This is a genomic window from Caulobacter sp. Root1455 (assembly GCF_001426905.1).
Lineage (GTDB): Bacteria > Pseudomonadota > Alphaproteobacteria > Caulobacterales > Caulobacteraceae > Caulobacter.
This window is the reverse complement of sequence record NZ_LMFQ01000001.1, coordinates 80,566-104,630: the sequence shown is the minus strand read 5'-3', so window position 1 is coordinate 104,630 and position 24,065 is coordinate 80,566. Positions and strand designations below refer to the sequence as shown.

The window sequence follows — 24,065 nt, the reverse complement described above, 5'->3', positions numbered from 1 at the left end:
TCTTCCCAAGATGAGCCCGCTCCGCAAAAGCGCAACCTTCGCCCTCGTCGCCGGCCTCCTGGCGACGACTGGATGCAAGACCGTGGGGCCCGACTATGTCCGGCCCGAGGTCAGCCTGCCGCCCGCCTATCGCGACGCGCCGGTCCAGACCTCCGCCTCGGTGGCCGACCTGCCCTGGTGGGCGGTGTTCGACGATCCCACCCTGCAGGGGCTGATCAGCCAGACCCTGGCCAACAACCTGGATCTGCAGGTCTCGGTCGCCCGCATCGCCCAGGCCCGGGCCCTGGTTGGCGTCTCGGCCTCCCAGAGCAGGCCGCAGGTGGGTTACCGCGGCAACGTCGGCGCGGAGTCCAGCTTCTCGCCGGACGACAACGGCGGGCCCGACACCGTCGGCCTGGGCAGCCTGGGCGCGGCCCTCGACTTCTCCTGGGAGTTCGACCTGTGGGGTCGGATCAAGCGCTCGAACGAGGCGGCCCAGGCCAGCCTGCTGCAACAGGAAGAGGTCCGGCGCGGGATCCTGCTGACCCTGACCAGCGACGTGGCGGAAGGCTATTTCCGCCTGCTGGAGCTGGACCGCGAGATCGCCATCGCCCAGGAGAGCACGCGGGTCTACGGCGCGACCTTCGACATCTTCAACCAGCGCTTCGAGGCGGGCCGCGACAGCCGTCTGCCGGTGGAGCGCACCCGCGCCAACCGCGACGCGTCCGAGGCGCGGATCGAGGAGATCCGGCGGCGGATCGCCGTGCAGGAGAACGCCCTCAGCGTCCTGATGGGCGCCCCGCCCGGACGGATTCCACGCGGCCGGGCGCTGGAGGCCCAGGCCCTGCCCGCCGCGCCGGTGGGCGCGACGACCGACCTTCTGCAGCGCCGTCCCGACATCCGGGCGGCCGAGCAGGGGATGATGCGGGCCAACGCCGAGATGGGCGTGGCGGTGGCCAACAAGTTCCCCAGGCTGGGGCTTTCGGCCCTGGCCGGCCTGCTCGGCGCCGACGTCAGCGGCGACAGCGGGGTCTTCGGCGTCGGCTCGGTGGGTCTTGGCCTGGCGGGCCCGATCTTCACCGGCGGCCGGCTGGAGGAGATCTATAACAACCGCAAGGCCTATTGGGACGAGACCGTCGCTCAGTATCGCCGGACCGCCCTGGTCGCCCTGGGCGAGACGGCCGACGCCCTGGCCGCCCAGACGACGCTCAGCGCCCGCCGCGCGGCGCTGGAGCGACAGGTGGTCTCGCTGCGCCGGTCGGTCGACCTGGCCCAGATCCGCTACGACACCGGCCGCGCCGGCTATTTCGAGGTCCTGGAGGCCCAGCAGCAGCTGTTCCCGGCCGAGGACGCCCTGGCCCAGACCCAGCGCGACCAGCTGATCGCCGTGGTCAATCTCTACAAGGCCCTCGGCGGCGGCTGGCAGCTGACCGACGACCAATGGATCACGCCACAGAGCGTCGCGGCGGCGACAGGGAGGTGAGATGTCGCGCGACGCCGCCGCCGAGCTGACCCAGGACCACGCCCGCCTGGGGCGCCGCTCGCGCGCCGAGGTCAAGGCCCTGATCACCGAGCAGTTCCTGCCGCTGGGTCTGGACGAGGAACGGGCGGTGGCGGCCATTCCGCGACTTCCGCCCGCCGCCTTCGAGGAACGGCATGCTATCCTCGAGACGTTGCACGCGGTGATCGACGCGCCCGGTCCTCTGTCGCCGGAGGCGCGGATCCGGCTCTCGCGCATCAACGCCCTGTTCGACGCCCCCAAGACCGCCCAGGAGACCGCTCGTGCCTGACACACTCGAAGCCCAGAAGGCCGAAGCCGGCGGCGGCCGCAAGCATGAGAAATTCGAGCGCCTGCTGGCCCGCGCCCAGCGGCATCCGCCCCTGGTCACCGCCGTGGTCCATCCCTGCGACCATGCCTCGCTGGACAGCGTGGTCGAGGCGGCGCGGCTGAAGCTGATCGCGCCGATCCTGGTGGGCCCCGCCGCGCGCATCAGGGATGTGGCCGCGGCCGGCAAGCTGGACATCACGCCGTTCGAGCTGGTCGACTCCGAGCACAGCCACGACAGCGCCGCCAAGGCCGTGGCCCTGGTCCGGGCCGGGCGCGCCGAGGCCCTGATGAAGGGCAGTCTGCATACGGACGAACTTATGGGAGCGGTGGTCGCCCGCGACACCGGGATCCGCACCGCCCGGCGGATCAGCCACTGCTTCATCATGGACGTGCCCGGCCATCCGACGCCGCTGGTGGTGACCGACGCGGCGGTGAACATCATCCCGACGCTCAAGGACAAGATCGACATCGTCCAGAACGCCATCGACATGACCCACATCCTGATCCAGCAGGAAGGCGACGGGCTGGTGCGGGTGGCGATCCTCAGCGCCATGGAGACGGTCAATCCCGACGTCCCGTCGACCCTGGAGGCGGCGGCCCTGTGCAAGATGGCCGATCGCGGCCAGATCAAGGGCGCCCTGCTCGAGGGCCCGCTGGCGCTGGACAACGCCATCAGCCCCGAAGCGGCCGCCATCAAGGGCATCGTCTCGCCGGTGGCCGGCCACGCCAACGTGTTGGTGGTGCCGGACCTGGAGGCGGGCAACATGCTGGCCAAGTGCATGTCCTTCCTGGCCGGCGCCGACGCGGCGGGGATCGTGCTGGGCGCGCGGGTGCCGATCATCCTGACCAGCCGCGCCGACGCCAAGCTGACGCGCCTGGCCTCCTGCGCCGTGGCCTCCCTGCTGGGGGCCGCGCGCCGGACCTCGGCCGGCATCGTCTGACGGGAGAAGCCTTTCGATGAGCGCCTGTCTCGCCGTCCTCAACGCCGGCTCGTCGAGCCTGAAGTTCGCCGTTTACGAGGCCGCGCCCGGCGAGCCCTTGCTGTTCAAGGGTCAGCTGGACGGGATCGGCGTGTCGCCGCGCCTGGTGCTGAAGGACGCCGAGGGGCAGCCGCTGGAGGAGCGAACCTGGCCGGCCGAGGGCTTCGACCACGCCGCCGCGACGCACGAGGTGCTCAACACCGTGATCCAGCGGATCGACGGCCGGCCGGTGCTGGGCGTCGGCCATCGGGTGGTGCACGGCGGCCGGACCTACGCCCAGCCGGTGCGGATCGACGCCTCGGTGATCGCCGCCCTGCGTGAACTGGAGCCCCTGGCGCCCTTGCACCAGCCGCACAACCTGGCGCCGATCGAGGCGATCGCGCAGGGGGCGCCCCACATCGCCCAAGTCGCCTGTTTCGACACCGCCTTCCACCGCGGCCAGCCGCCGATGGCCCAGATGTTCGCCCTGCCGCGCCGGTTCCACGAGGCGGGCGTCCAGCGCTACGGCTTTCACGGCCTGTCCTACGAATTCGTCGCGTCGCGCCTGCGCGAGCTGGCGCCCGAACTGGCCTCGGGCCGGGTGATCGTCGCCCATCTGGGCAACGGCGCCAGCCTGTGCGCGATCCAGGACGGGCGCAGCATGGCCAGCACCATGGGCTTCACCGCCGTGGACGGGCTGATGATGGGCACGCGGTCGGGAAGTCTCGACCCCGGCGTGCTGATCCACCTGATGGACGCCTACGGCATGGACGCGCGGGCCTTGGAGGATCTGGTCTACAAGCGCTCGGGCCTGCTGGGCGTCTCCGGCGTCTCGTCCGACATGCGCGCGCTCAGGTCTTCGCCCGACCCCCACGCGGCGGAGGCCGTCGGCCTGTTCCTCTATCGCGTGGTGCGCGAGATCGGCTCGATGGCCGCCGCCCTGGGCGGGATCGACGGGCTCGTGTTCACCGGCGGCATCGGCGAGAACGACGCCCAGGCGCGCGAGGACATCGTCCGAAGCTGCCGCTGGCTGGGGTTGGAGCTGGACGAGGCCGCCAACCGCCCCGGGGGCGCGGCGCGCCGGATCAGCCGCGACGGCTCGGCGGCGGTCGCCTGGGTGGTGCCGACCGACGAGGAGCGGATGATCGCCCGCCACACCGCGTCGCTGCTGAGCACGGCGCCGGCGTCGGCCTGACACCCCGTACGCATCGCTCCCGAGGGTTCGCCAAGGGCGATCTCGGGTCTTACCCGGATGGCATGGCCGCAAGCGCGGCCGGACACTGCCGCCGCACAAGACCAAGGACGGGCGCCTTCGACGCCCCCTGCGAAAGGGAAGACGATGGACAGGATGGCGGAGGGGGCGATCGTCCCCGAACTCGACATGCGCGAACCCCCGGCCGGATCGGACCGCCGCGCCTTCATGATGCGCAGCGCCATGGCGCTGTCGATCGGCGCCCTGACCGGCTGCAAGCCCAAGGACGTGTCCAACATCCCGGCTCAGTCGCCCGGCGCCAAGGGCGGCGCGCAGGCTCAGCTGGACCCCAATCTGAATGTGGTCAAGAAGTCCAAGGGCCCGGTGATGACCACGGCCGAGGAGTTCTACAAGGTCGGGCCCGGCCCGTCCTCGTCCCACACCATCGGCCCGATGCGGATCACCTACGACTTCTACAAGCGCGCCATCAAGCTGCCGGCCGAGCAACTGGCCACGGCCACCGCCCTGAAGGTCAACCTGTTCGGCAGCCTCAGCGCCACGGGCAAGGGCCACGGCACCGAACGGGCCTCCCTGGCCGGGCTGATCGGCATGGAGCCGGCAACGGTCGATCCGGCCTTCCTCGACGGCCTGGCGGCCAATCCCAACCAGACCTTCCCGGTGACGCTGGGCGCCAAGACCATCAACGTGTCGCTGAAGGACGTCATCTATGACGCCACCAAGGGCGACTTCCACCATCCCAACACCATGACCTGCAAGCTGCTGGCCGGCGACAAGGTGCTGCTGGAGCAGGAATATTATTCGGTCGGCGGCGGTTTCATCGAATGGAAGGGCTATACGCCGCCCAAGAAGAACCCGCCGAAATACCCCTATGCCCGGATCAGCGAGGCCCTGGCCCACTGCAAGCGCGACAACATCTCGCTGGCCCAGCTGGCCATGGCCAACGAGGTGGCCATCACCGGCAACAGCGAGGCCGAGGTCAACGCCTTCCTCGACAAGATCCTGGGAGCCATGGACGCCACGGTGAAGACCGGCCTGGCCGCCCCGACCTCGACCCTGCCCGGACCGATCAAGCTGAAGACCAAGGCCCACGACGTCTATGTCAGCGCCCAGGGCCAGGAAGGCACGGCGCGCCGGGCCATCGCCCTGGTCTCGGCCTACGCCCTGGCCGGCTCGGAGGAGAACGCCCGCGGCCACCTGGTCATCACCGCCCCGACCGGCGGCTCGGCCGGGGTCCTGCCGGCCGTGATCTACTCGCTGGGTCCGGCGGGGGCCAAGATGTCCAAGGACAAGCTGCGCGAGGCCCTGCTGGCCGGCCTGGTCATCGGCTATCTGTGCAAGCACAACGCCACCCTGGCGGCGGCCGAGGGCGGCTGCCAGGCCGAGATCGGCGTGGCCTCGGCCATGGGCGCGGCGGCCATCGCCCAGGCCTATGGCGACCCGCCCCAGGTGGCGGCCAACGCCGCCGAGGGCGCGCTGGAGCACCATCTGGGCATGACCTGCGACCCGCTGGCGGGCTTCGTCCAGGTGCCCTGCATCGAGCGCTGCGCGTTCGGGGCGGTCAAGGCCTGGACCGGCTACCTGATCGCCACCAACGAAGTGCCGGTCAACCGCCGCGTCGACTTCGACAGCACCGTGGACGCCATGGCCCTGACCGCCAAGGAGATGAACCCCAAGTACAAGGAGACCTCCGAAGGCGGTCTCGCCGTCTCCGTCACCCTCTGCTGAGGCGGCGATGGCGCGACGGATCGCCAGTTCGGGCGGCGTGGGCGGCGTGATCGTCGTCGCCTGGCTGGCGGCCTCGATCTTCTATTTCTACCAGTACATCCTGCGCTCGGCGCCGGCGGTGATGATGCCGCAGCTGTCCGACGCCCTGGGCCTGTCGACGGCGGGGCTCGCCACGCTGGTGGGCCTCTTCTACTACGGCTACGCGCCGTTCAGCCTGGTGGCCGGCGTGGCCATGGACCAGCTGGGCGCGCGCCGCGTGGTCCCGCTGGGCTGCGCGATCGTGGCGGTGGGCGCTCTGCTGTTCGCCACCGGCGACAGCAACCTGGCGGCGGTCGGACGGCTGCTGCAGGGGGTGGGCGGGGTCTTCGCCCTGATCGGCGCGGCCTATATCGCCACCACCAACTTCCCCGCCTCGCGCGCGGCGACCCTGATCGGCGTGACCCAGATGTTCGGCATGGCCGGCGGCTCGGCGGGTCAGTTCCTGGTGGGGCCGGCGATCGCCGGCGGCGTCCATTGGAGCTGGTTCTGGACGGCGATGGGCGCGGCGGGCGCGGCCATCGCCGTCGTGCTGTTCCTGGTGATGCCGCCCGGCCGCAAGTCCGGCAACCGCGACTGGGTCGGGGCGGCGGCCTCGGCCCTCTGGGCGGTGGCGTCCAACCCGCAGTCGATCCTGTGCGGCCTGATCTCCGGCCTGTTCTTCATCCCGACCACCATCTTCGACATGGTCTGGGGCGTGCGCTTCCTGCAGGAGGCGCACGACATGCCCTACGGCATGGCGGTCCTGCGCTCGGCCTCGGTGCCGTTCGGCTGGATCATCGGCTGCCCGCTGGTCGGCATGCTCTCGGACCGGATGGGACGCCGCAAGCCGGTGATCGTCGGTTCGGGCCTGCTGCTGGCCGCCTGCCTGGCGATGATCCTCTACGGACCCGCGGGCGTCTTCCCGCCCTTCGTGCTGGGGCTGGCCACGGGCATCGCCTCGGGCGCGGCCATGCTGCCCTACACGGTGATCAAGGAAGCCAATCGCCCCGAGCACAGCGGCACCGCCACGGGGGTGGTCAACTTCATCAACTTCTCGTTCTCGGCCCTGCTGGGGCCGGTGTTCGGCGGCCTGTTGCTCAAGGCCTCGGGCGGCGGTTCGCGACAGCTGGAACACTATCAGGCGGCCTTCTCGCCGCTGCTCTACGGCGTCGCCCTGGCGGTGCTGCTGGCCCTGCTTCTGAAGGAGACCGGGACCAGGGTCCGATCCGCGACGCCGCCGCCCGTCATTCCAAGCCACGCCTGATCCAGTTCCCCGGAGGAGCGCATGACCGAGTCCCGTTTGAAGCCCTCTCCCGCGACGACCGAACAGAAGCTGCCGCCCTTCGCGCCGGGCCTGTGGTCCCGCGAGATCGACGTGCGGGACTTCATCCAGCAGCACGTCACGCCCTACCATGGCGACGAAGCCTTCCTGGCGGGGCCGACCGAGCGCACCAACGCCCTCTGGGCCCATCTGCAGCTGCTGTTCGCCAAGGAGCGCGAGAAGGGCGTCCTCGATATCTCGCGGATCCCGAGCACGATCGTCGCCCATGACGCCGGCTATATCGACAAGGACCTGGAGGTCATCGTCGGCCTCCAGACCGAGGCGCCGCTGAAGCGGGCGATCATGCCCAACGGCGGCTTCCGCATGGTGCTGACCTCGCTGAAGACCTACGGCTACAAGCCGGACCCGGCGGTGGTCGAGACCTTCACCAAGTATCGCAAGACCCATAACGAGGGGGTGTTCGACGCCTATACCGACGCCGTCCGGCGCTGCCGGTCCTCGCACATCCTGACCGGCCTGCCGGACGCCTACGGGCGCGGGCGGATCATCGGCGACTACCGGCGCGTGGCGCTGTACGGCGTCGACCGGCTGATCGCGGCCAAGAAGGCGGAGAAGGCCGGCCTCGACGACGCCTGGTCCACCGACGAGATCATCCGCGACCGCGAGGAGCTGTCGGAGCAGATCCGCGCCCTGGGCGAACTGAAGGTGATGGCGGCCAAGTACGGCTATGACATCTCCGGCCCGGCGACCACCGCCCGCGAGGCGGTGCAGTGGCTGTATTTCGGCTATCTGGCGGGGGTGAAGGAGCAGAACGGCGCGGCCATGTCGCTGGGCCGCACCTCGACCTTCCTGGACATCTATTTCGAGCGCGACCTGGCGTCCGGCGCCCTGACCGAAAGCCAGGCCCAGGAGATCGTCGACGACTTCGTGATCAAGCTGCGGATCGTCCGCTTCCTGCGCACGCCGGAATATGACGACCTGTTTTCGGGCGATCCCACCTGGGTGACCGAGTCGATCGGCGGCCTGGGCGACGACGGGCGGTCGCTGGTCACCAAGACCAGCTTCCGCTTCCTGCAGACCCTCTACAACCTGGGTCCGGCGCCCGAGCCCAACCTGACCATCTGGTACTCGCCGCGCCTGCCCGAGGGGTTCCGCCGCTTCACCGCCAAGGTGGCGATCGACACCAGTTCGATCCAGTTCGAGAGCGACGAGATCATGCGTCGCGAGTGGGGCGACGACGGAGCCATCGCCTGCTGCGTCTCGCCCATGCGCATGGGCCGGCAGATGCAGTTCTTCGGCGCGCGCGCCAACCTCGCCAAGTGTCTGCTCTACGCGATCAACGGCGGCCGCGACGAGGTCAGCGGCGAGCAGATCGGCCCGCCCTTCGAGCCTGTCCAGGGCGACTATCTCGACTTCGACGACGTGCTGGACCGCTACGAGCGGATGATGGACTGGCTGGCCGAGACCTATGTCAGCGCCATGAACGTCATCCACTACATGCATGACAAATACGCCTACGAGCGGATCGAGATGGCGCTGCACGACTATGCGCCGTTCAGGACGATGGCGTTCGGCGTGGCCGGCATGTCGGTGGTCTCCGACAGCCTTTCGGCGATCAAGTACGCCAAGGTGAAGGTCGTCCGCGACGAGACCGGCCTGGTCGTCGATTATGTGACCGAGGGCGCGTTCCCGGTGTTCGGCAACAACGACAACCGCGTGGACCACCTGGCGGCCTGGCTGATCAGCACCTTCATGGAGAAGCTGCGCAAGCATCCGACCTACCGCAACGCCAAGCACACCCAGTCGGTGCTGACCATCACCTCGAACGTGGTCTACGGCCGGGCGACCGGCAACACGCCCGACGGACGGCGCCTGGGCGAGCCCTTCGCGCCAGGGGCCAATCCCATGCATGGGCGCGACAGCCACGGCATCCACGCCTCGGCGGCCTCGGTGGCCAAGATCCCCTACCGCGACGCCGAGGACGGCATCTCCCTGACCACCAGCATCGTGCCCGCCGGTCTGGGCCGGACGCGCGACGACCAGATCACCAATCTGACGGCGATCCTCGACGCCTTCTTCGGATCGACCGGGTACCACATGAACGTCAACGTCCTGAACCGCGACACGCTGATCGACGCCATGGACCATCCCGAGAAGTATCCCAGCCTGACGATCCGGGTCTCGGGCTACGCCGTGAACTTCGTCAGGCTGACGCGCGAGCAGCAACTGGACGTCATCAACCGCACCTTCCATGGAACCTGACATGACAGCGCCCGGCGATGCGGTCGGCCAGGACGGCGCGCCCGCCCTGGAGGCCAAGAACGAGTTCGAGTTGCGCGTCGGCCTCAGCCGGAACGTGCCGGAGATGACCATCCGCACGGGCCTGGCCACGGGCGAGATCGGCTTCCTGCACTCGTTCACCACCGGTTCGGCGGTGGACGGGCCCGGGATCCGGCTGGTGGCCTGGACGGCCGGCTGCATGTTCCGCTGCCGATTCTGCCACAACCCCGACACCTGGACGATGACCAACGGCCTGCCCGTGCCGTTCGAGCGGGCCGTGGAGGAGCTCAGGACCTACGCCCACGGCCTGAGGGTGATGGGCGGCGGGTTGACCCTGTCCGGCGGCGAGCCGCTGATGCAGGCGCGCTTCGCCGCCCGCCTGTTCGCCGCAGCCAAGGCGATGCGCGTGCACACGGCGATCGAGACGAACGGCTTCTACTCAGACCGCCTGTCCGACGCGGAGCTCCAGGACATCGACCTGGTCCTGCTGGACATGAAGGGCTTCACGCCGGAGCAGCACGAGCAGGTCAGCGGCGTGCGCGACAATCAACGCGTCATGGCTTTCGGTGAGCGTCTGGCCAGGCTGCGGCGGCCGATGTGGCTGCGCTTCGTGCTGGTTCCCGGCCTGACGGGCATTCCAGAGGAGATGGCCAAGCTGGCCGAATACGCCGCCGGCCTGGGCGTCGTTGAACGGGTCGAGGTGCTGCCCTTCCACCAGATGGGCGCCTACAAGTGGGCCCGGCTGGGGATCGACTACAGCCTGGAAGCGGCCCAGCCGCCCTCGGCCGAGCAGGTCGAGGCGGCGGTGAGCATCTTCCGCGCCGCGGGGCTGAACGCCTGCTAGCTCCCGCCCTCAGCCCGGCGTCTGGCCCGGCTTTTCGCGTTCGGCGGCGCAGGGACCGCTGGTCTTCTTCAGGCCCGAGGCGCCGACCGTCTTCCAGGACCCCTGGCCGCTGGGCCGATCGACGCGGAGCGTCAGGATCAGCGAGGCCGAGGTCATGACGCCCTCGAGCCGGTCGCGATCGGCCGTGCAGCTGAAGACCTCGCACAGATTGGGCCCGAACTGCTTGTCTGCCGGCCGCCATTCCTGCAGCAGGCGGGGCGCGACGCGAAAGGTCCGCACGGTCTGGGTCGTGGGGTCGATCTGGCAGCGCAGGATCCAGGTGTCGCTCTTCGGGGCCTCCGCGAGGCCGGGGGCCAGAAAGGCGATGAACAGGCCGGCCATGAGCATGGGAAACCTCCGAATTCGGCCCATCATGCGCCCCGTGAACCCGCTCGCCTCTTAGGTGATCGCCTGAGAAGGGCTGGATGTTTAGCCCGATGGCGCCCCAAGCCCTTCGGGTGTCTGCTGGCCCAATCGAAACGAGCAGTTGGGCGCTGTTTGGGGCGGGGCAAGTCCCTCGGACGGGGGGCGAACGATCAAGAAAAACCCTCGTCCTAGTCCAAGGGTTGGCGTTTGGGGGCCTGGTTGCCGAAGGCGACCGCGTAAGCGGACCTGTCCCCTGTCCCGCCGACGGTCGTGCACGGCCATGTCCGGGCTCGACGCGTGTCCACAGGGAGAGGGGCGAAATGCTGCGTATTCTGATTGCCGACGACCACGACATGGTCCGCCGGGGCGTTCGAAACGTCATCGAGGACCATCCGGGCTGGATGGTCTGCGCCGAAGCCTCCGACGGACAGCAGGCCCTGGAGATGGCCCTCCGCGAAAAGCCGGACGTCGCCATTCTGGACGTGTCGCTGCCGATCCTGAACGGCGTCGCCCTGACCCGTCTCCTGCAGAAGGAATGCCCGAAGATCCGCGTCCTGCTGTTCACGATGCACGACGACGACGAGACGGTCAGCAGCGCGCTGGCGGCGGGCGCCCGGGGCTACGTCCTGAAGTCCGACACCGGGACGAACCTGGAGGGGGCGATCTCTGCGCTGCACGTCAACCGGCTCTACTTCTCCTCGCCGGTTTCGGAGCTGCTGCTCTACGCCGCGCTCAACGAGCGCAAGAAGTCCCGGCTGGAAAGCTTCACGACCCGCGAACTCGAGGTCGCCCAGCTGATCGCCGAGGGCAAGGTCAATAAGGAGATCGCCCGACAGCTCAAGATCAGCATCAAGACCGTGGAGAGCCACCGGGCGGCGGGGATGCGCAAGGCCGGCGTGCGGACCGCGGCGGCGTTCGTCCGCTTCGCGATAAAGCACAAAATGATCCAGGCCTAGGTCGGGAACGTGGTCGGCTCCGGGTTCGGCCTGATACCCCCGCTGTCGCGATCCCGGAACACTCCGTGTGTTCGGAGGCCCGCGGTGACCAAGCAGATTTTCAAGCAAAGAGGCCAGAACACGACCCGAGCGGTCGCGGCCAACGTCTTTTCGCTCTGTTTTCCGCTGTTCCTGGTCGATGCGGTGCGGCGCGCCCATCCGATGGCGCTGCAGCAGTTCCACCTGCTGCCGCCGGACGGGGCGGACCTGGCGCCGGGCCTGCTGGAGGACGATCCCTGCATCGTCATCGCCAGCGCCTGGATCGACCTGACCGAAGGGCCCGTGGTGCTGCATCTGCCGCACACCCATGGGCGTCATTTCGACCTCACCCTGATCGACACCGCCGGCGAGCCGTTCGCCAGTCTCGGGACCCGCACCGACAACGACGGGGGCGTCGATGTCGCCGTCGTCGGGCCGCGCTGGAGCGGCGAGACCCCGCACACGCACCTGGCCCGCCGGTCGCCGAGCGACGCCTGCTGGGCGGTCAGCCGCATCCACGCCCATTCGCCGCTCGACCGCCCCGAGGCCTTGGCCATCGCCAAGAACCAGTGCCTCAGTTCGATGGGGCGGCGGCCCGATCTGCATCACACCGACCACGTCACCAGCCTGGAGCCGCCGGCCGTGTCGAGCCTGCGGCAGGTGATCGAGCTGGGCCCGGCCGTGTTCTTCCATCGGCTGGACGCGGTGCTGGACCGCGCGCCGATCAGTTTCGAGCGGTCGATGCGGCCGCTGCTGGACCAGTTCCGCCGCGACCTGGACGGACCGCCGCCGGCCGCCAACTGGTCGCCGGACCTGGCCGAGGCGCTGGAGCTGGGTTTCGCGGACGGCCTGGCGGCGATCCGGGCGGCCACGGCCGCGATTTCCGAAACCCGGGGCGTCGGCTGGCACGCGGTGGCCGTGCCGCAGCACGACGAGTCCGGCGCCTCGCTGGCCCAGGCGGGACGCGCCTATTCCAGCCTGGGGGCCCCCGCGCGCGAGGAGCTGCTGACCCTGGTCTGCGAGCATGACGGCCACGGCCGCCCGCTGCGCGGCGATCGCTGTTCGCGCCTTCGCTTCCCGGCCGACGGTCTGCCGCCGGTGCGCGGCTTCTGGCGCCTCTACACGCGGCCGACCGCCTCGGTGGACAAGCGGCACGGGATCGGCAACCGCAACGACCTGAGCCTCGACGACGACGGCTCGCTGGACCTGATCATCCACGACAGGCCGTTCGGCGGCGGCGACCTGGCCAACTGGCTGCCCGCGCCCCACGGCGAGATGTGTCTGGTCATGCGGCTCTACGCGCCCCGCGCCGCGGCCCTCTCCGGCGTCTGGCGCATGCCGGCGATCGAGATCGTGGATCTGGACGTCGAAGGCCCTAGGTCGCGTTCGGGATCTTCAGAAAGCAAGCCAAACAGGAGGACTCCGTCGTGAGACCACTGCCCCTCGTCGCCTGTTGCGTCCTCAACGTCGCGGCGGCCGCGACCTTCCCATCCCTAGCGCTGGCCCAGACCGCGCCCGCCGCGTCCACGGCGCCGGCGACCGCCCCCGGCGAGGGCCTCGTGGCCCCCATAGTGGAGCCCGAGGCCCGTCAGGCCCTGGAGCGGATGAGCGCTTATCTGGGCACGCTCAAGACCTTCGAGATCCGGACCCAGACCAGCCTGGACATCGTCACCGAGACCGGACAGCGGGTGCAGATCGACGGCACGGCCCACTACAAGGTGCGCAAGCCCGACGGCTTCGTCATCGAGGTCGTCACCGACCTGAAGAAGCGGACCTTCTTCTACGACGGCGAGAAGTTCACGGTGTTCTCGCCCGAGCACGAGTTCTACTCCACGGTCGAGGCGCCGCCGACCACGCTGAAGGTGCTGGACCTGCTGTGGTATCAATACGGCCTCGCCCTGCCGCTCGAGGACCTGTTCCGCTGGAACGAGCTCAAGAGCCGGCGTCCGGACGAGCTCACGGGCGCCTTCCTGGTGGGACCCGCCACGATCGACGGCGTGCTCACCAACCAGTACGCCTTCCGCCAGGGCGATGTGGACTGGTCGGTGTGGATCGAGCAGGGCGCGCGCCCGCTGCCGCGCAAGCTGATGATCGTCGATCGATCCCAACCCGAGCAGCCCGCCTATGTCGCGCGGCTGACCTGGACCCTGAACCCGACCTTCCCGGCCGACGCCTTCACCTTCCACGCCGGCCCCAAGGCCAAGTCCATCCGTATGAGTACGCTCGATCCCACCGGGAGCACGCCATGAAAGTCCGTATCCCCCACGTGATCGCCATCAGCGCCGGAGTCTTCGCGTCGATGGTCATCTATGTCGACTCCGTCGACGCCCAGCGAGGCGGCGGCCGCGGCGGCGGGGCCCGCGGCGGCGGCATGAGCAGCATGAGCCGGGGCGGCGGCGGCGGCTTCAGCAGCAGCCGCGGCTCCTCGATGGGCGGCAGCCGCTCCAGCTACAACCGCGGCTCGTCGAGCTTCAGCCGTCCGTCGACCCAGCCCAGCCGGCCTTCCACGGGCGGCGGCGGCTTGGGCGGCGGCGCATCCGCCAGTCGTCCCAGCGCCGGTACGGGCGCCGTCGGGGGCGGAGCTGGAGCCGGGGCCGGCGCGCGGCCCTCCGGCGGAGGCCGGGACACGGCCAGCACCCGGCCTTCCGGCGGCAATCGCGGAGACACCGGCAATCGTGGCGACGGAAGCCGGGGGGACGGAAACCGCGGCGATGGAAGCCGCGGCGACCGCGAGCGCAACACCAACATCAACAACAACACCAACATCAACATCGATGACGGCTGGGGCGGCTGGGACGATCACTTCCATCACCCGATCGCGGCCGGGATGGTGATCGGCGCCACCGCCGCCGTCACCGCGGCGGCCCTGAGCCCCTACTATTACGGGGCGGCCTACTATTCGCTGCCGACGGGGTGCGGAGGTTATCCGTACTACGGCTACTCCTACTACCGCTGCGACGGCTACTATCTGGAGCCGCGCTACGAGGGCGACACGATCGTCTACATCACCGTGCCGGATCCCGCCTCGGCGGAGGGGAAGGCGGCCGCCCAGCAGAAGGGCGCGACCTCCACGACGCCGGTCCCCTCCACGCCGCCGGCCGCGCCGGTCCCGACCACGCCGCCCCAGCCGTAAGGGGGAAGCGACCCAAAATTGTCATCCCGGATCTGCGCCCGGTTTGCGCCGACCCTGTCCGGGATGACAATCGATTTTGGGACGCAGGTGCGGACCCTAGCGGCGCGGGGCGATCGCCGGCGGCGATCCAAGGGGGTTGCTCAGCGAGAACTGGCCCAGCGACATCGTCGGGATGGCCAGCAGCAACTGCAGGCCGATCAGCCAGGTGACGATCGCCACGGCGGCGAGGGTGAAGCGCACCGAGATCTGGCGGAACACCTGTCCGATTCCGCCGAAGAACATCGCCGTGGCCAGCACGACGCCCGCGCGATTATAGGAATAGGAGGTGCGGCTGGCCTCCTCGCCCAGAGCGAACTGGGTCTCGGCCTCCCTCTCGGCCCGTTCGGCCTCGGCGAAGCCGGGAGGCGTATAGCCTTTCATGGCGAACGGGGTCGGGGGCGCCTTGGGATCGTCCAGTGGACGCGTGGCCAGCCAGGCCTCGAACGGGGCCTGGAAATTCTCCGGCATGCGGGTGCGGTAGAACTGGGCCAGCGTCTCATTTCCACGGCTCTTGGCCTCGATCCAGTCGCTGAACAGGTCGATCTGCACGGCGCGGACCATGTCGCCTTCGAACCTGGCCCGCGAGGCCGCGCCGCGTTCGAAGTTCGCGCGGCCGAAATGGACGGTCTGCATGCCGTTCCACATCGCGCCCTGATGGCTGGCCCAGGAGGCCATCAGTCCGGCGACGGACAGGACGACGGCGGTCACCGTCTCGATCAGGCTGGCCCTGGCCGCGGCGGCCGCGGCGGCCGCGCTGTCGTTGGCGTCGGTCCTACGGAACAATTCTTCCTCCGCGGGTTCCATTCAAAGAAGGGCCCCGCACGGATGCGGGGCCAGTCACGAAGGCCTGGAAACCTCCTAGTCCGCCGTCTGGGGGGAGGAGGGCGGACGATCCAAACTCGCGCCTAGCGACGGTCGCGGCGATCCGTGATTACCCTGACGTCGGGGACGGAGACGCCGGGGTTGGCCGGTCCGGGGCGACGAAGACGCCGGGCGGACGACGCCGGGCCCGACGGGCAGGGCGACCACGACGACCGTGCCGAGCCCGGGGCAGGAGATCTCGACCCGCCCCTTCAGCTGGGCCGCCCGGGTGCGCATGCCCGCGATGCCGACCCCGGATTCGAGGTTCGCCGGTTCACCTCTCAGCAGGGCCGCGACGCCCTTGCCGTCATCGCTCACCCGCGCGGTCAGGACGCCGCCCTCGCTGATCAGCTCCACATCCGCGCGCCGGGCGTCCGCGTGCCGGTAGACGTTGGAGAGCGCTTCCTGAACGATGCGGTAGGCCGCGTGCTGCACCTCCTGCGGCGCGGTGTCGACCGGACCGCGGGTCACGAAGCTGGTGGCTAGGCCGGTGCGGGCGCCGAAGCCGTTGACGAATCCGCGCACCACGCGCGTCAGTCCGTTCTGCTCCAGCCCGGCGGGCTTGATCAGGTAGGAGAGGACACGGATCTCCTTGATCACCTCGCCGATCGAGATCGACATGTCCGCGAGCACGTCATTGGCCTTGTCGCCCTCGACCAGCGGCCGCAGCCGCCCCATGGACAGGTTGAGCGCCGCCAGGTGCTGGCAGGTGGAATCATGCAGCTCCATGGCGATGCGCGCCCGCTCCTCCTCCTGGGCCTCCAGCAGATCGCAGGCCCGAGCGGCGGACGGCCGTCCCTTTCCGGTCGGCTTGGGCAGGTCGTCGTGCACCACCACGAACACGGGCCGGGGGCTGAGGGGCAGGGGGGTGATCCGCACGTGCCGCCGCTGCGACGGTTCGCTGTCGGCCACCGTATAGCGATGGACGAAGGACTCGCTGCGGCCGGCCAGCAGCTCCTGGACGCCATGGCGGAACGCCGGCCGTCCCAGGGCCGGATAGATCCGGGCGCAGAGGTCCACATAGGACTCGCCGAGCCCGGCGCGCCGCGACGTGCCCGCGCGCCGCGCGGCCGCCCGCCAGGCGGGATTGACGGCGATCACCACGCCGGCTTCGTTGATCAGGGCCGTTTCCTGCACGAGCGCCTTGGAGACGGCGGCCAGCAGCTTGGTGGCGGCGCGGCCAGCGGGCTTCAGAACGGGCGCCGGGACAAGGATCGCGTCCGACGGCGCGAGGGCCGACCGGGCCCGGCGGAGGATCCCGGCCACCGACGGGCCGAGGCCGGCGGGCAGCAGCGACGGCGTCGGTTCGCCGGGGTCGCCGAACAAGGGCAGGGCCCATGCCGGCGCCGTTAGAGTCTGGTCGAGCCGATGGGACATCTCGAACGTCCTTCTGCTGGCGTCTCCCGACAGAAAAGCAAACTTAGGGCCCACGACGGCGTTTGGGGCCCCGCAACACACAGGGAGGTTAGGGCGCGGTCCCCGCGAAACGCCCGGTGTCGTCGATCGGCGCGCGGGTCTTCAGCTCGTTGAGGCCGCGAATGCTCAGCTCGGCCCACCGCTCGACCAGCCGACGGAAGTCCATGCGGTTGGTGACGCGGTTGCGCTGCCCGACCGTATTGTCGCCCGCCAGGCGCCGGTCGACGGCGCGGCCCAGCAGGGCGCCGGTCAGAGAGTCCCGCACCTCCACGAAATAGGTCGCCTCGCCAGCGTCGTTGGCGAAGGTGTAGGTGCGGCCCGCCTCGAAGGTGTCCGGCGCCGAGACCCGGACGTCGAGCACGCCGGTTCGCAGCCACAGCACGTCGGGACCCGGCTCGGTCACCACAGGATAGCCGCCCTTGGTGAATTCCTCGACGAAGATGTTTCCGGCGGCGGCGACGCCCTCGGTGATGGCCTTCTTGACGTCCTTTTCCGAGATGTCGCGGGACACGCCCATGCCTTGCTGGTTGTAGTCGCGGCGCCAGTTCTTTTCGAAACTGATCTCCGTGGGGTCGAGCATGACCTTGGTGTAGCCGGTGAAGGTCGCACCCGGCGCCAGGTACACCAGGTCGAAGCGCTTGGACTTGACCTGCAGCAGGCCGTCCCAGGTGGTGGGGGGCTTGGCGGCCAAGGTCGGCGTCGCGGCCGTGGCTGCAAGGACAAGCGACAGGAGCGCCGCTCGGAAGAGCTGTCGATGATCCATTTTTTCCGGCCTCGATCTGCTGAGCTAAGCATCGCCATGCCGGCGAGGACCACCATCGGGGAAAACCCTCGACCGGCCGCCGTACACCCCGAGGTTGGAACGTCAGGTTCCGCCTACTAGAAGGAATAGCGGAGCCGCAGAGCCAGGATGTCCAGGGTTTGCCCGATCTGCACGCCGACCGGCGGGGTCAGCGGGGCCGGGCCGAAAGGCTCGGGATCGGCGGGACCGGCGGGGTTCAGGCGATCCACCTTCACATGCATGGCGTTCAGCATCAGGCGGATGCGGTCGGAGGGATACCAGTTCAGCGCCAGGTTCAGGATGGTCTGGTCGCCGCCGCGGACGCCGCCCGGCGGCGGGGGCGCGCCGAGGCGGCCGGCGTTGGAGTTGGCGTCCATCCGGCTGTAGCGGAAGGCCAGCTCCCAGGCACCCCAGCCGCCTTCGCGCAGCGGATGCCTGGTCAGGGGACGGCCGAACACGGCGCGCGTCTGGTCGAAGCGCCTCGCCTCGCCGGTGATGATCCAGCTGCCCTGCACATAGAAGCCGGAGAAGTGCGCGTCGCGCGGGGCCTCGCTCGCGGCGCGCTCCACCGCGAAATCGAAGGCCTCGGCCTGCAGGAACAGGTTGCGGCGACGGGCGGCGAACTCCAGGCCCAGCACCTTGGCGTGGTCGGCGATGAGGTCGCCGGTGTCGAGCAGGGGCGTGTCGTCGACCCGCACTTCCGGCGTGGCCATCAGCCGAAAGCCGAACCCCGGGGTCCGGCCGTCCTGGCTCTTGCCCGGGGACAGCACGTAGATCAGCGATCCGCCCACGTGGACGCTGGAGGTCTTGGACGGATAGAAGGCCCGCGAGGTTCGGGCGACGACCGCCGACCGGGGCGACGTCTCGTCGTCCTCGTGGAGGACGGGCCCGGTCAGGCTGATCGCGGTCATCCAGTTGCGGGTCGCGCGCCGCACGGTGATCCCCAACCGGCCGTCGCCGCCGCCCAGGCCCCGCGCCAGATTGGCCGCCGTCGCCCGTTCCAGGAACGGATTGGCGTCGGTGCTGGTGGCGTCCTCCATGTTGGCCAGCTGGGGATAGGCGCCGACGATCAGCACGTACGGCGCGAAGCGGCTGTAACGGGCCCAGACCTCGGCGATGCGGGCTTCGCCCTGCTCGTCGCGCCCGCCGATGTCGAACATGGCGCGATACGAGAGGTTCTCGCCCCACTGGCCCTCGCCGCCCAGGCGGGCCTTGCGGAGGTAGGAGCCGTCGGCCAGGGCCTGGGCGTCCAGGGTGTCGCCGCTGCCGATGGCGCCGCGCCGGAAGTCGGTCTCCGGCGGGCCGGCGGGCTCTTGCGTGTAGTCGGCGCCGTCGAACTGAATGTAGCCGCGAAAGGTCCACGGCCCGATGCTGAAGTCCTGGTCGAGCACCGAGAGCAGCTTCATGGGCACGAACAGCAGGGCGTTGGGCGCTTCCGCCTGATCCTCGGCCGGAGGCGCCTTCTGTTGGGGTTCGGCGGCGGGAGCGGGGGGCGTCGCGGCGGCGCCGCTGACCTGTGGGGTCGGCTCGGCCGGCGTCTCGGGCGGCGCATCGGTCGCAACGAGCGCCGCCGCGACGAGCAGCGCCAGGGTCAGCCGAAGTCTCCGGCCAGGTCTCTGGCGGCGGCCGCGGCGGCGAGGGTCCGGGCGTGGGTCATGGGCGGTCTCCGGGTTTGTCGCCAGCGTCGGGTGGGCCGCGGGCCGGGGCCATCCGGCGTATTCCCGAGCCGCCGGGGCGCCGACGCCCCAGCCTTGTCGCTTGGCGAAAGGCTTGGCCGGAGGCCGCCGGGCCCCGGGCAATCCACCTCGGGTCGTATCAGGCGCCCACCCGATACTTTCCCGGACGTGTCGGCTCCTAACCTGCCGAGGTTTCGCGTGCGTAGTGCGCGCCGGTCATCGCGAAAGACGAGAGCCGGACAACGGGTAAGGCGACAGGGGATTAAGATGCGAATTCCTTACGGGCGGCTCGCGCCGCATCTGCTGGTGGCGACCGCCATCACGGGTCTGGCCGGAGCGGCGCAGGCCGCCGACGAGCCGAAGTTCGAGGTCTACGGCTTCGCGCAGGTCGACTTCACCCAGGATTTCAACCGGGTCGACCCGCTTTGGGACGACGCCCTGAGGCCCTCGAAAATTCCGACCACCGAAGACACTTTCGGCGACAACGGCCAGACCTCGATCAGCGTCAAGCAGAGCCGGTTCGGCGTGAAGGCGCAGCAGGAGATCGCCGGCAAGCCCCTGTTCGTGAAGTTCGAGTTCGACCTGTTCGGGGTCGGCGGCGACGCGGGCCAGACGACGTTCCGCCTCCGCCACGCCTATGGCCAGTGGGGCCCGGTGCTGGCCGGCCAGACCAACAGCGTGTTCATGGACGGCGACATCTTCCCCAACACGATCGAGTACTGGGGACCGACGGGCATGGTGTTCGTGCGCACCCCGCAGATCCGCTATACTTTCGGGTCCGGCGCCGGCCGGTTCGCGATCGCGCTCGAAAAGCCCGGCAACGACATCGACCCGGGCAACGTCCGCATCGTCGATCCGACGTTGGGCTCCAACATCCAGGGCGACGAGGAACTGCCCGACCTGACCGGTCACTATCGCTATGCCGGAGACTGGGGGCACGTCCAGCTGGCGGGCATCCTGCGCCGCGTCGGCTATGAGACCAAGGGCGCCCCGAACAACGAGCCGTCGTCCCACAAGATGGGCTGGGGCCTGAACCTGACCTCCAACATCAAGGCCGGTCAGAAGGACGTCGTCCATCTGGGCGTCGTCTATGGCGAAGGCATCGCCAGCTACATGAACGACGGCGGCACCGACATGGGGCCCAAGGCCAAGCCCGGGATCTCGCAGCCGATCGTCGGCGCCCCTCCCGTGCCGCCTGGCTCGCTGTACGGCGACGTGCTGCCGCTGCTGGGCCTGACGGCCTATTACGACCACTACTGGAACGACCAGTGGAGCAGCTCCGTCGGCTGGAGCATGACCAAGGTCGACAACACCAACTTCCAGGCGGCGGACGCCTACCAGACGGGCCAGTACGCCTCGGCCAACGTCCTCTACACGCCCGACCCGCGGATCCTGATCGGCGGCGAGCTGCTGTGGGGCGAGCGCGAGGACTTCGACGGCAACAAGGGCGACGACACCCGGATCCAGGTGTCCTTCAAGTACAGCTTCTCGAGCAACGATTTCCGATAGCCAGCAGCCTGGAGCGCAATCCGATGATGCAATCAAACGCCTCGCGTCGGGACCTCGCCAGAGGCATCGCCGCCCTGGGGTTCGGCCTGACCGCCGGCGCCGGCCTGGTGGCCGCCCCGGCCTTCGCCCAGCCTAGCGCCGCCTCGGCGGACGCCGCGGTCAAGGCCGCCTACGACAAGTTCAAGGGCCTCAACGAAGGCAAGAACGCCGACTACATCCCCGCCCTGGCCAAGGTGCCGTCGAACTATTTCGGCATCGCCCTGGCCACGCCGCAGGGGGCGCTGTCGACCGCCGGCGACATCACGCCGACCTTCTCGATCCAGTCGATCTCCAAGGTGTTCACCCTGGCCCTGGTGTTCCAGGAATCCGGCGAGGACCTGATCGAGGACAGCATCGGCGTCGACGCCACGGGGCAGGTGTTCAACTCGATCGTCGCGATCGAGCAGTTCCGCGGCAAGGAGATGAACCCGCTGGTCAACCCCGGGGCCATCGCCACCACCGGCATGGTCAAGGGCACGCCCGACGAGGTGTGGAAGAAGATCCTGGCGCTGCATTCCGACTTCGCCGGCCGCCAGCTGTCGGTCGACCAGGAGGTCTACAAGTCCGAGGCCGACACCAACCAGCGCAACCGCGCCATCGGCGCCCTGATGTGGGCCTATGAGCGGTTCAAGAGCGATCCGGCCGTGGCCACCGACATCTACACGCGTCAGTGCGCGATCGCGGTCAACGCCAAGGACCTTGGCAACATGGCCGCCACCCTGGCCAACGGCGGCAAGAACCCGATCACCAAGAAGCAGGTGATCGATCCCAAACACGTGGCGCGACTGTTGGCCGTGATGGCCACCGCCGGCCTCTACGACGACAGCGGCAAGTGGCTGTTCCACGCCGGCCTGCCGGCCAAGAGCGGCGTGGGCGGCGGGCTGATCGCCGTGTCGCCGGGCAAGTTCGGGATCGGGACCTTCGCCCCGCCGCTCGACGCCGCCGGCAACAGCGTCCGGGGCCAGCGCGCGATCATCGACATCTCGCAAGCCCTGGGCGGCAATCCCTATGACGTGAAGCCGACCTGATCCGACCCCGACGGCTCTTCAGGTCATCGCCAAGGATCGGCGCCGGCCGAGGGTCGGCGTGATGCTCCCCTCGCTCGCGCCGCCGTCAGGTCGATCCTGGCGGCGGGTCCGGCGACCCCAGTAGGAAGATCACCATGCGCTCCGTTCATTCTGCCGGGATGATGGGCTGCACCAAGCGACCGCTCATCGCGCTCGCGCTATGGATGCTTGGCGCCGCGGCGCCATTCGCCGCCCAGGCGGCGGCGGCTCCGCCGACCGCCCCGCCGACCGCGACCGAGACCTACCTTTTCAACGACTCCCACTTCCATCTGACGAACTACATCCAGCAGGGCACCGACATCAGGAAGTACATGGAGATCATGGGCGACAAGGTCGGTCGCTCGACCCTGTTCGGCATCCCGCTTCAGCAGATGTGGTCCTACGCCAACTCGGGTGACTTCGCGCCGAACTACTACCTGCAGAGCGACGCGCCGCTCTACTACTACTCGTTCACCGACGCCTTCATCGCCACCAGCTACCTGTCGCTGCCGCCCAAGGATCGGGCCCGGCTGGATCCGATGATCACCGGCTTCAACCCTTCGGACATGTACGCCGTCGATCATATACGGCGGGTGCTGACGACCTATCCCGGCGTGTTCACCGGCATCGGCGAGTTCTCGATCCACAAGGAGTTCGTCTCGCCGAAGGTCGCCGGCGTGACCGCCAGCCTCACCGATCCGGCCGTCGACCGGATTCTCGACCTCGCCGGCGAGGTCGGCCTAGTGGTGATCATGCACAACGACATCGACATGCCTTTCGCCAAGACCGACGCGGAGCCGGTCTATCTTCAGCAGATGAAGGCCCTGCTGCGGCGTCATCCGAAGACGACCGTGATCTGGGCGCACACGGGCCTGGGGCGCGTCGTCCATCCCGCGCAGGTCTCGGCCAACGCCGAGGCCGGCACCGAGCGCAGTCCACGCCACTTCGAGATTCTCGAAGCCATGCTCGTCGATCCGACGCTGAAGCACGTCTACTTCGATATTTCCTGGGACGAGGTGGCCAAGTACGCGGTCGCGACGCCGGAAAGCGCCAAGGTCACGGCGGCGATGCTCAACAAATACCCCGACCGCTTCCTGTTCGGCACCGACAATGTGGCTCCGTCCAATCAGGCCGCCCAGCTGCGCGTGTTCCACCTCTGGGATCCGGTCTTCAAGGACCTGACGCCCGAAGCCAGCCTTGCCGTCCGAAAGGGCAATTATGAGCGTCTTTTCGACGCCGCCCGGGTCAAGGTGCGGACCTGGGAGAAGGCGAACGCCGGCCAATAGGAATCCGGCGGCCCAGCTTCGGGTATACTGAGGTCAAGGCTCAGGTCTACACCTGATAGGTCTTCTCGTCCCCGGCGCCATCCTCTCACCTGCGTTTGGCAAGAAGCTGGGAGACCCATCATGGGGCACTATCTATCGGGCGTCGCGGCCGCTGTTGTGGTCGCTAGCGGGCTGGCCTTGAGCGGCTGCGCCACGGAGTCTTATGTCGACGAGCATGTGGCCGCGGTCAATGCCCGCGTCGACGCCGTCGACGCCAGGGTCACGGCGCTGTCCGGGCGTGTCGACGAGGTGGACAAGACCGCCCAGGCGGCGAGCGCGAAGGCGGACGCCGCCCAACAGCACTTGGTCCGCACGGTGGTCAGCGACACCGACTCGATCACCTTCGAGACCGCCAAGTGGGACCTCTCCGACGAGGCCAAGGCGACGCTCACCGCTTTCGCCGACAAGCTGAAGGCCGACAACAAGCCGGTCTTCATCGAGATCGTCGGCGGCGCCGACACGCGTGGCGACACCGACAAGAACCGTGTCCTGGGCGCAAAGCGCGCCCTGGAAACCCGGCGATTCCTGTCGAGCCTGGGCATTCCGCTCTCCAACATGGAGACGGTCTCCTGGGGCGAGGAGCACCCGACCGCGGTCGGCACGCCCGAGGAAGACGCCTCCAGCCGTCGCGTGGTTCTGCGCGTCCTGCAATAGCGGCCCCGGCGGCGCGCGGATCACCGCGCGCCGCCTCCGGTCCCGTCCGCCCGCCCCTCAGGTCCGTACCGGATACCGA

General features: G+C 69.2%; 21 protein-coding genes. 16 read left to right on the top strand and 5 right to left on the bottom strand.

Annotated elements, in window-relative coordinates:
* Positions 1 to 10: 10 nt before the first annotated feature.
* The 8 genes from ASD21_RS00350 (at position 11) to pflA (ending at position 10,128) form a co-directional block, all read left to right on the top strand.
* Positions 11 to 1,462 carry an efflux transporter outer membrane subunit gene (locus ASD21_RS00350; RefSeq protein ID WP_056435095.1) on the top strand — a complete coding sequence of 484 codons (1,452 nt, stop codon included), beginning with the start codon at positions 11 to 13 and terminating at the stop codon, positions 1,460 to 1,462.
* 1 nt (position 1,463) lies between these two features.
* The gene (locus ASD21_RS00345) at positions 1,464 to 1,769 is read left to right on the top strand and encodes a hypothetical protein (protein ID WP_056435093.1); all 306 of its coding nucleotides are present in this window, start codon (positions 1,464 to 1,466) and stop codon (positions 1,767 to 1,769) included.
* Complete coding sequence (locus tag ASD21_RS00340; protein ID WP_056435091.1) at positions 1,762 to 2,748, top strand: phosphate acetyltransferase; 987 nt, start codon at positions 1,762 to 1,764, stop codon at positions 2,746 to 2,748. The genes ASD21_RS00345 and ASD21_RS00340 overlap by 8 nt, the downstream gene beginning before the upstream one ends.
* A 16-nt stretch (positions 2,749 to 2,764) precedes the next feature.
* A complete protein-coding gene (locus tag ASD21_RS00335; RefSeq protein WP_056435088.1) occupies positions 2,765 to 3,961 on the top strand; it encodes an acetate/propionate family kinase in 1,197 nt (398 codons plus the stop codon).
* Positions 3,962 to 4,105: 144 nt separating this feature from the next.
* The gene (locus ASD21_RS00330) at positions 4,106 to 5,704 is read left to right on the top strand and encodes an L-serine ammonia-lyase (RefSeq protein WP_056435086.1); all 1,599 of its coding nucleotides are present in this window, start codon (positions 4,106 to 4,108) and stop codon (positions 5,702 to 5,704) included.
* A gap of 7 nt (positions 5,705 to 5,711) precedes the next feature.
* On the top strand, positions 5,712 to 6,986 hold the full coding sequence (locus ASD21_RS00325; RefSeq protein ID WP_056435085.1) for an MFS transporter: 1,275 nt from the start codon (positions 5,712 to 5,714) through the stop codon (positions 6,984 to 6,986).
* Positions 6,987 to 7,007: 21 nt separating this feature from the next.
* On the top strand, positions 7,008 to 9,266 hold the full coding sequence (gene pflB / locus ASD21_RS00320; RefSeq protein WP_056435083.1) for a formate C-acetyltransferase: 2,259 nt from the start codon (positions 7,008 to 7,010) through the stop codon (positions 9,264 to 9,266).
* A 1-nt stretch (position 9,267) separates the two neighbouring features.
* The gene (gene pflA, locus ASD21_RS00315; RefSeq protein WP_200941376.1) at positions 9,268 to 10,128 is read left to right on the top strand and encodes a pyruvate formate-lyase-activating protein; all 861 of its coding nucleotides are present in this window, start codon (positions 9,268 to 9,270) and stop codon (positions 10,126 to 10,128) included.
* Positions 10,129 to 10,137: 9 nt separating this feature from the next.
* Here the strand turns inward: pflA and ASD21_RS00310 are convergent, their stop codons facing one another.
* A complete protein-coding gene (locus ASD21_RS00310) occupies positions 10,138 to 10,515 on the bottom strand; it encodes a hypothetical protein (protein WP_056435081.1) in 378 nt (125 codons plus the stop codon).
* 338 nt (positions 10,516 to 10,853) lie between these two features.
* Between ASD21_RS00310 and ASD21_RS00305 the strand changes: the two genes are divergently transcribed.
* The 4 genes from ASD21_RS00305 (at position 10,854) to ASD21_RS00290 (ending at position 14,640) form a co-directional block, all read left to right on the top strand.
* On the top strand, positions 10,854 to 11,489 hold the full coding sequence (locus tag ASD21_RS00305; protein WP_056435079.1) for a response regulator: 636 nt from the start codon (positions 10,854 to 10,856) through the stop codon (positions 11,487 to 11,489).
* A gap of 84 nt (positions 11,490 to 11,573) precedes the next feature.
* Positions 11,574 to 12,938, top strand: coding sequence for a DUF1254 domain-containing protein (locus ASD21_RS00300; RefSeq protein ID WP_056435077.1), 1,365 nt, complete (start codon positions 11,574 to 11,576; stop codon positions 12,936 to 12,938).
* A complete protein-coding gene (locus tag ASD21_RS00295) occupies positions 12,935 to 13,756 on the top strand; it encodes a DUF2092 domain-containing protein (protein ID WP_156398236.1) in 822 nt (273 codons plus the stop codon). The genes ASD21_RS00300 and ASD21_RS00295 overlap by 4 nt, the downstream gene beginning before the upstream one ends.
* Positions 13,753 to 14,640, top strand: a complete 888-nt coding sequence (locus ASD21_RS00290) for a hypothetical protein (RefSeq protein WP_156390567.1) — start codon at positions 13,753 to 13,755, stop codon at positions 14,638 to 14,640. The genes ASD21_RS00295 and ASD21_RS00290 overlap by 4 nt, the downstream gene beginning before the upstream one ends.
* Before the next feature lie 96 nt (positions 14,641 to 14,736).
* Here the strand turns inward: ASD21_RS00290 and ASD21_RS00285 are convergent, their stop codons facing one another.
* The 4 genes from ASD21_RS00285 to ASD21_RS00270 all read right to left on the bottom strand — a co-directional run bounded on the left by ASD21_RS00285 (position 14,737) and on the right by ASD21_RS00270 (position 19,536).
* Entirely contained in the window at positions 14,737 to 15,462 is a 726-nt protein-coding gene (locus ASD21_RS00285; protein WP_056435071.1) for a hypothetical protein, read from the bottom strand.
* 75 nt (positions 15,463 to 15,537) lie between these two features.
* Entirely contained in the window at positions 15,538 to 16,917 is a 1,380-nt protein-coding gene (locus tag ASD21_RS00280) for a sensor histidine kinase (RefSeq protein WP_082554570.1), read from the bottom strand.
* Between the two features lie 88 nt (positions 16,918 to 17,005).
* The gene (locus ASD21_RS00275) at positions 17,006 to 17,647 is read right to left on the bottom strand and encodes a DUF3313 family protein (RefSeq protein ID WP_200941375.1); all 642 of its coding nucleotides are present in this window, start codon (positions 17,645 to 17,647) and stop codon (positions 17,006 to 17,008) included.
* A 188-nt stretch (positions 17,648 to 17,835) separates the two neighbouring features.
* A complete protein-coding gene (locus ASD21_RS00270; RefSeq protein ID WP_156390568.1) occupies positions 17,836 to 19,536 on the bottom strand; it encodes an OprO/OprP family phosphate-selective porin in 1,701 nt (566 codons plus the stop codon).
* Between the two features lie 144 nt (positions 19,537 to 19,680).
* Between ASD21_RS00270 and ASD21_RS00265 the strand changes: the two genes are divergently transcribed.
* The 4 genes from ASD21_RS00265 (at position 19,681) to ASD21_RS00250 (ending at position 23,986) form a co-directional block, all read left to right on the top strand.
* On the top strand, positions 19,681 to 20,922 hold the full coding sequence (locus ASD21_RS00265; protein ID WP_156390569.1) for a DcaP family trimeric outer membrane transporter: 1,242 nt from the start codon (positions 19,681 to 19,683) through the stop codon (positions 20,920 to 20,922).
* Positions 20,923 to 20,945: 23 nt separating this feature from the next.
* The gene (gene glsA, locus ASD21_RS00260; RefSeq protein WP_200941374.1) at positions 20,946 to 21,989 is read left to right on the top strand and encodes a glutaminase A; all 1,044 of its coding nucleotides are present in this window, start codon (positions 20,946 to 20,948) and stop codon (positions 21,987 to 21,989) included.
* Between the two features lie 203 nt (positions 21,990 to 22,192).
* A complete protein-coding gene (locus ASD21_RS00255) occupies positions 22,193 to 23,293 on the top strand; it encodes an amidohydrolase family protein (RefSeq protein WP_056436209.1) in 1,101 nt (366 codons plus the stop codon).
* Between the two features lie 120 nt (positions 23,294 to 23,413).
* The gene (locus ASD21_RS00250) at positions 23,414 to 23,986 is read left to right on the top strand and encodes an OmpA family protein (protein WP_056435062.1); all 573 of its coding nucleotides are present in this window, start codon (positions 23,414 to 23,416) and stop codon (positions 23,984 to 23,986) included.
* Positions 23,987 to 24,065: the final 79 nt, after the last annotated feature.

Bases quoted from the DNA above. Each gene is read 5' to 3' on its own strand.
- ASD21_RS00345 (WP_056435093.1), top strand. From the start codon at position 1,464: ATGTCGCGCGACGCCGCCGCCGAGCTGACCCAGGACCACGCCCGCCTG.
- pflB (WP_056435083.1), top strand. From the start codon at position 7,008: ATGACCGAGTCCCGTTTGAAGCCCTCTCCCGCGACGACCGAACAGAAG.
- ASD21_RS00350 (WP_056435095.1), top strand. From the start codon at position 11: ATGAGCCCGCTCCGCAAAAGCGCAACCTTCGCCCTCGTCGCCGGCCTC.
- ASD21_RS00290 (WP_156390567.1), top strand. From the start codon at position 13,753: ATGAAAGTCCGTATCCCCCACGTGATCGCCATCAGCGCCGGAGTCTTC.
- ASD21_RS00265 (WP_156390569.1), top strand. From the start codon at position 19,681: ATGCGAATTCCTTACGGGCGGCTCGCGCCGCATCTGCTGGTGGCGACC.
- glsA (WP_200941374.1), top strand. From the start codon at position 20,946: ATGATGCAATCAAACGCCTCGCGTCGGGACCTCGCCAGAGGCATCGCC.
- ASD21_RS00335 (WP_056435088.1), top strand. From the start codon at position 2,765: ATGAGCGCCTGTCTCGCCGTCCTCAACGCCGGCTCGTCGAGCCTGAAG.
- ASD21_RS00305 (WP_056435079.1), top strand. From the start codon at position 10,854: ATGCTGCGTATTCTGATTGCCGACGACCACGACATGGTCCGCCGGGGC.
- ASD21_RS00250 (WP_056435062.1), top strand. From the start codon at position 23,414: ATGGGGCACTATCTATCGGGCGTCGCGGCCGCTGTTGTGGTCGCTAGC.
- pflA (WP_200941376.1), top strand. From the start codon at position 9,268: ATGACAGCGCCCGGCGATGCGGTCGGCCAGGACGGCGCGCCCGCCCTG.
- ASD21_RS00325 (WP_056435085.1), top strand. From the start codon at position 5,712: ATGGCGCGACGGATCGCCAGTTCGGGCGGCGTGGGCGGCGTGATCGTC.
- ASD21_RS00310 (WP_056435081.1), bottom strand. From the start codon at position 10,515: ATGCTCATGGCCGGCCTGTTCATCGCCTTTCTGGCCCCCGGCCTCGCG.
- ASD21_RS00255 (WP_056436209.1), top strand. From the start codon at position 22,193: ATGCTTGGCGCCGCGGCGCCATTCGCCGCCCAGGCGGCGGCGGCTCCG.
- ASD21_RS00280 (WP_082554570.1), bottom strand. From the start codon at position 16,917: ATGTCCCATCGGCTCGACCAGACTCTAACGGCGCCGGCATGGGCCCTG.
- ASD21_RS00330 (WP_056435086.1), top strand. From the start codon at position 4,106: ATGGACAGGATGGCGGAGGGGGCGATCGTCCCCGAACTCGACATGCGC.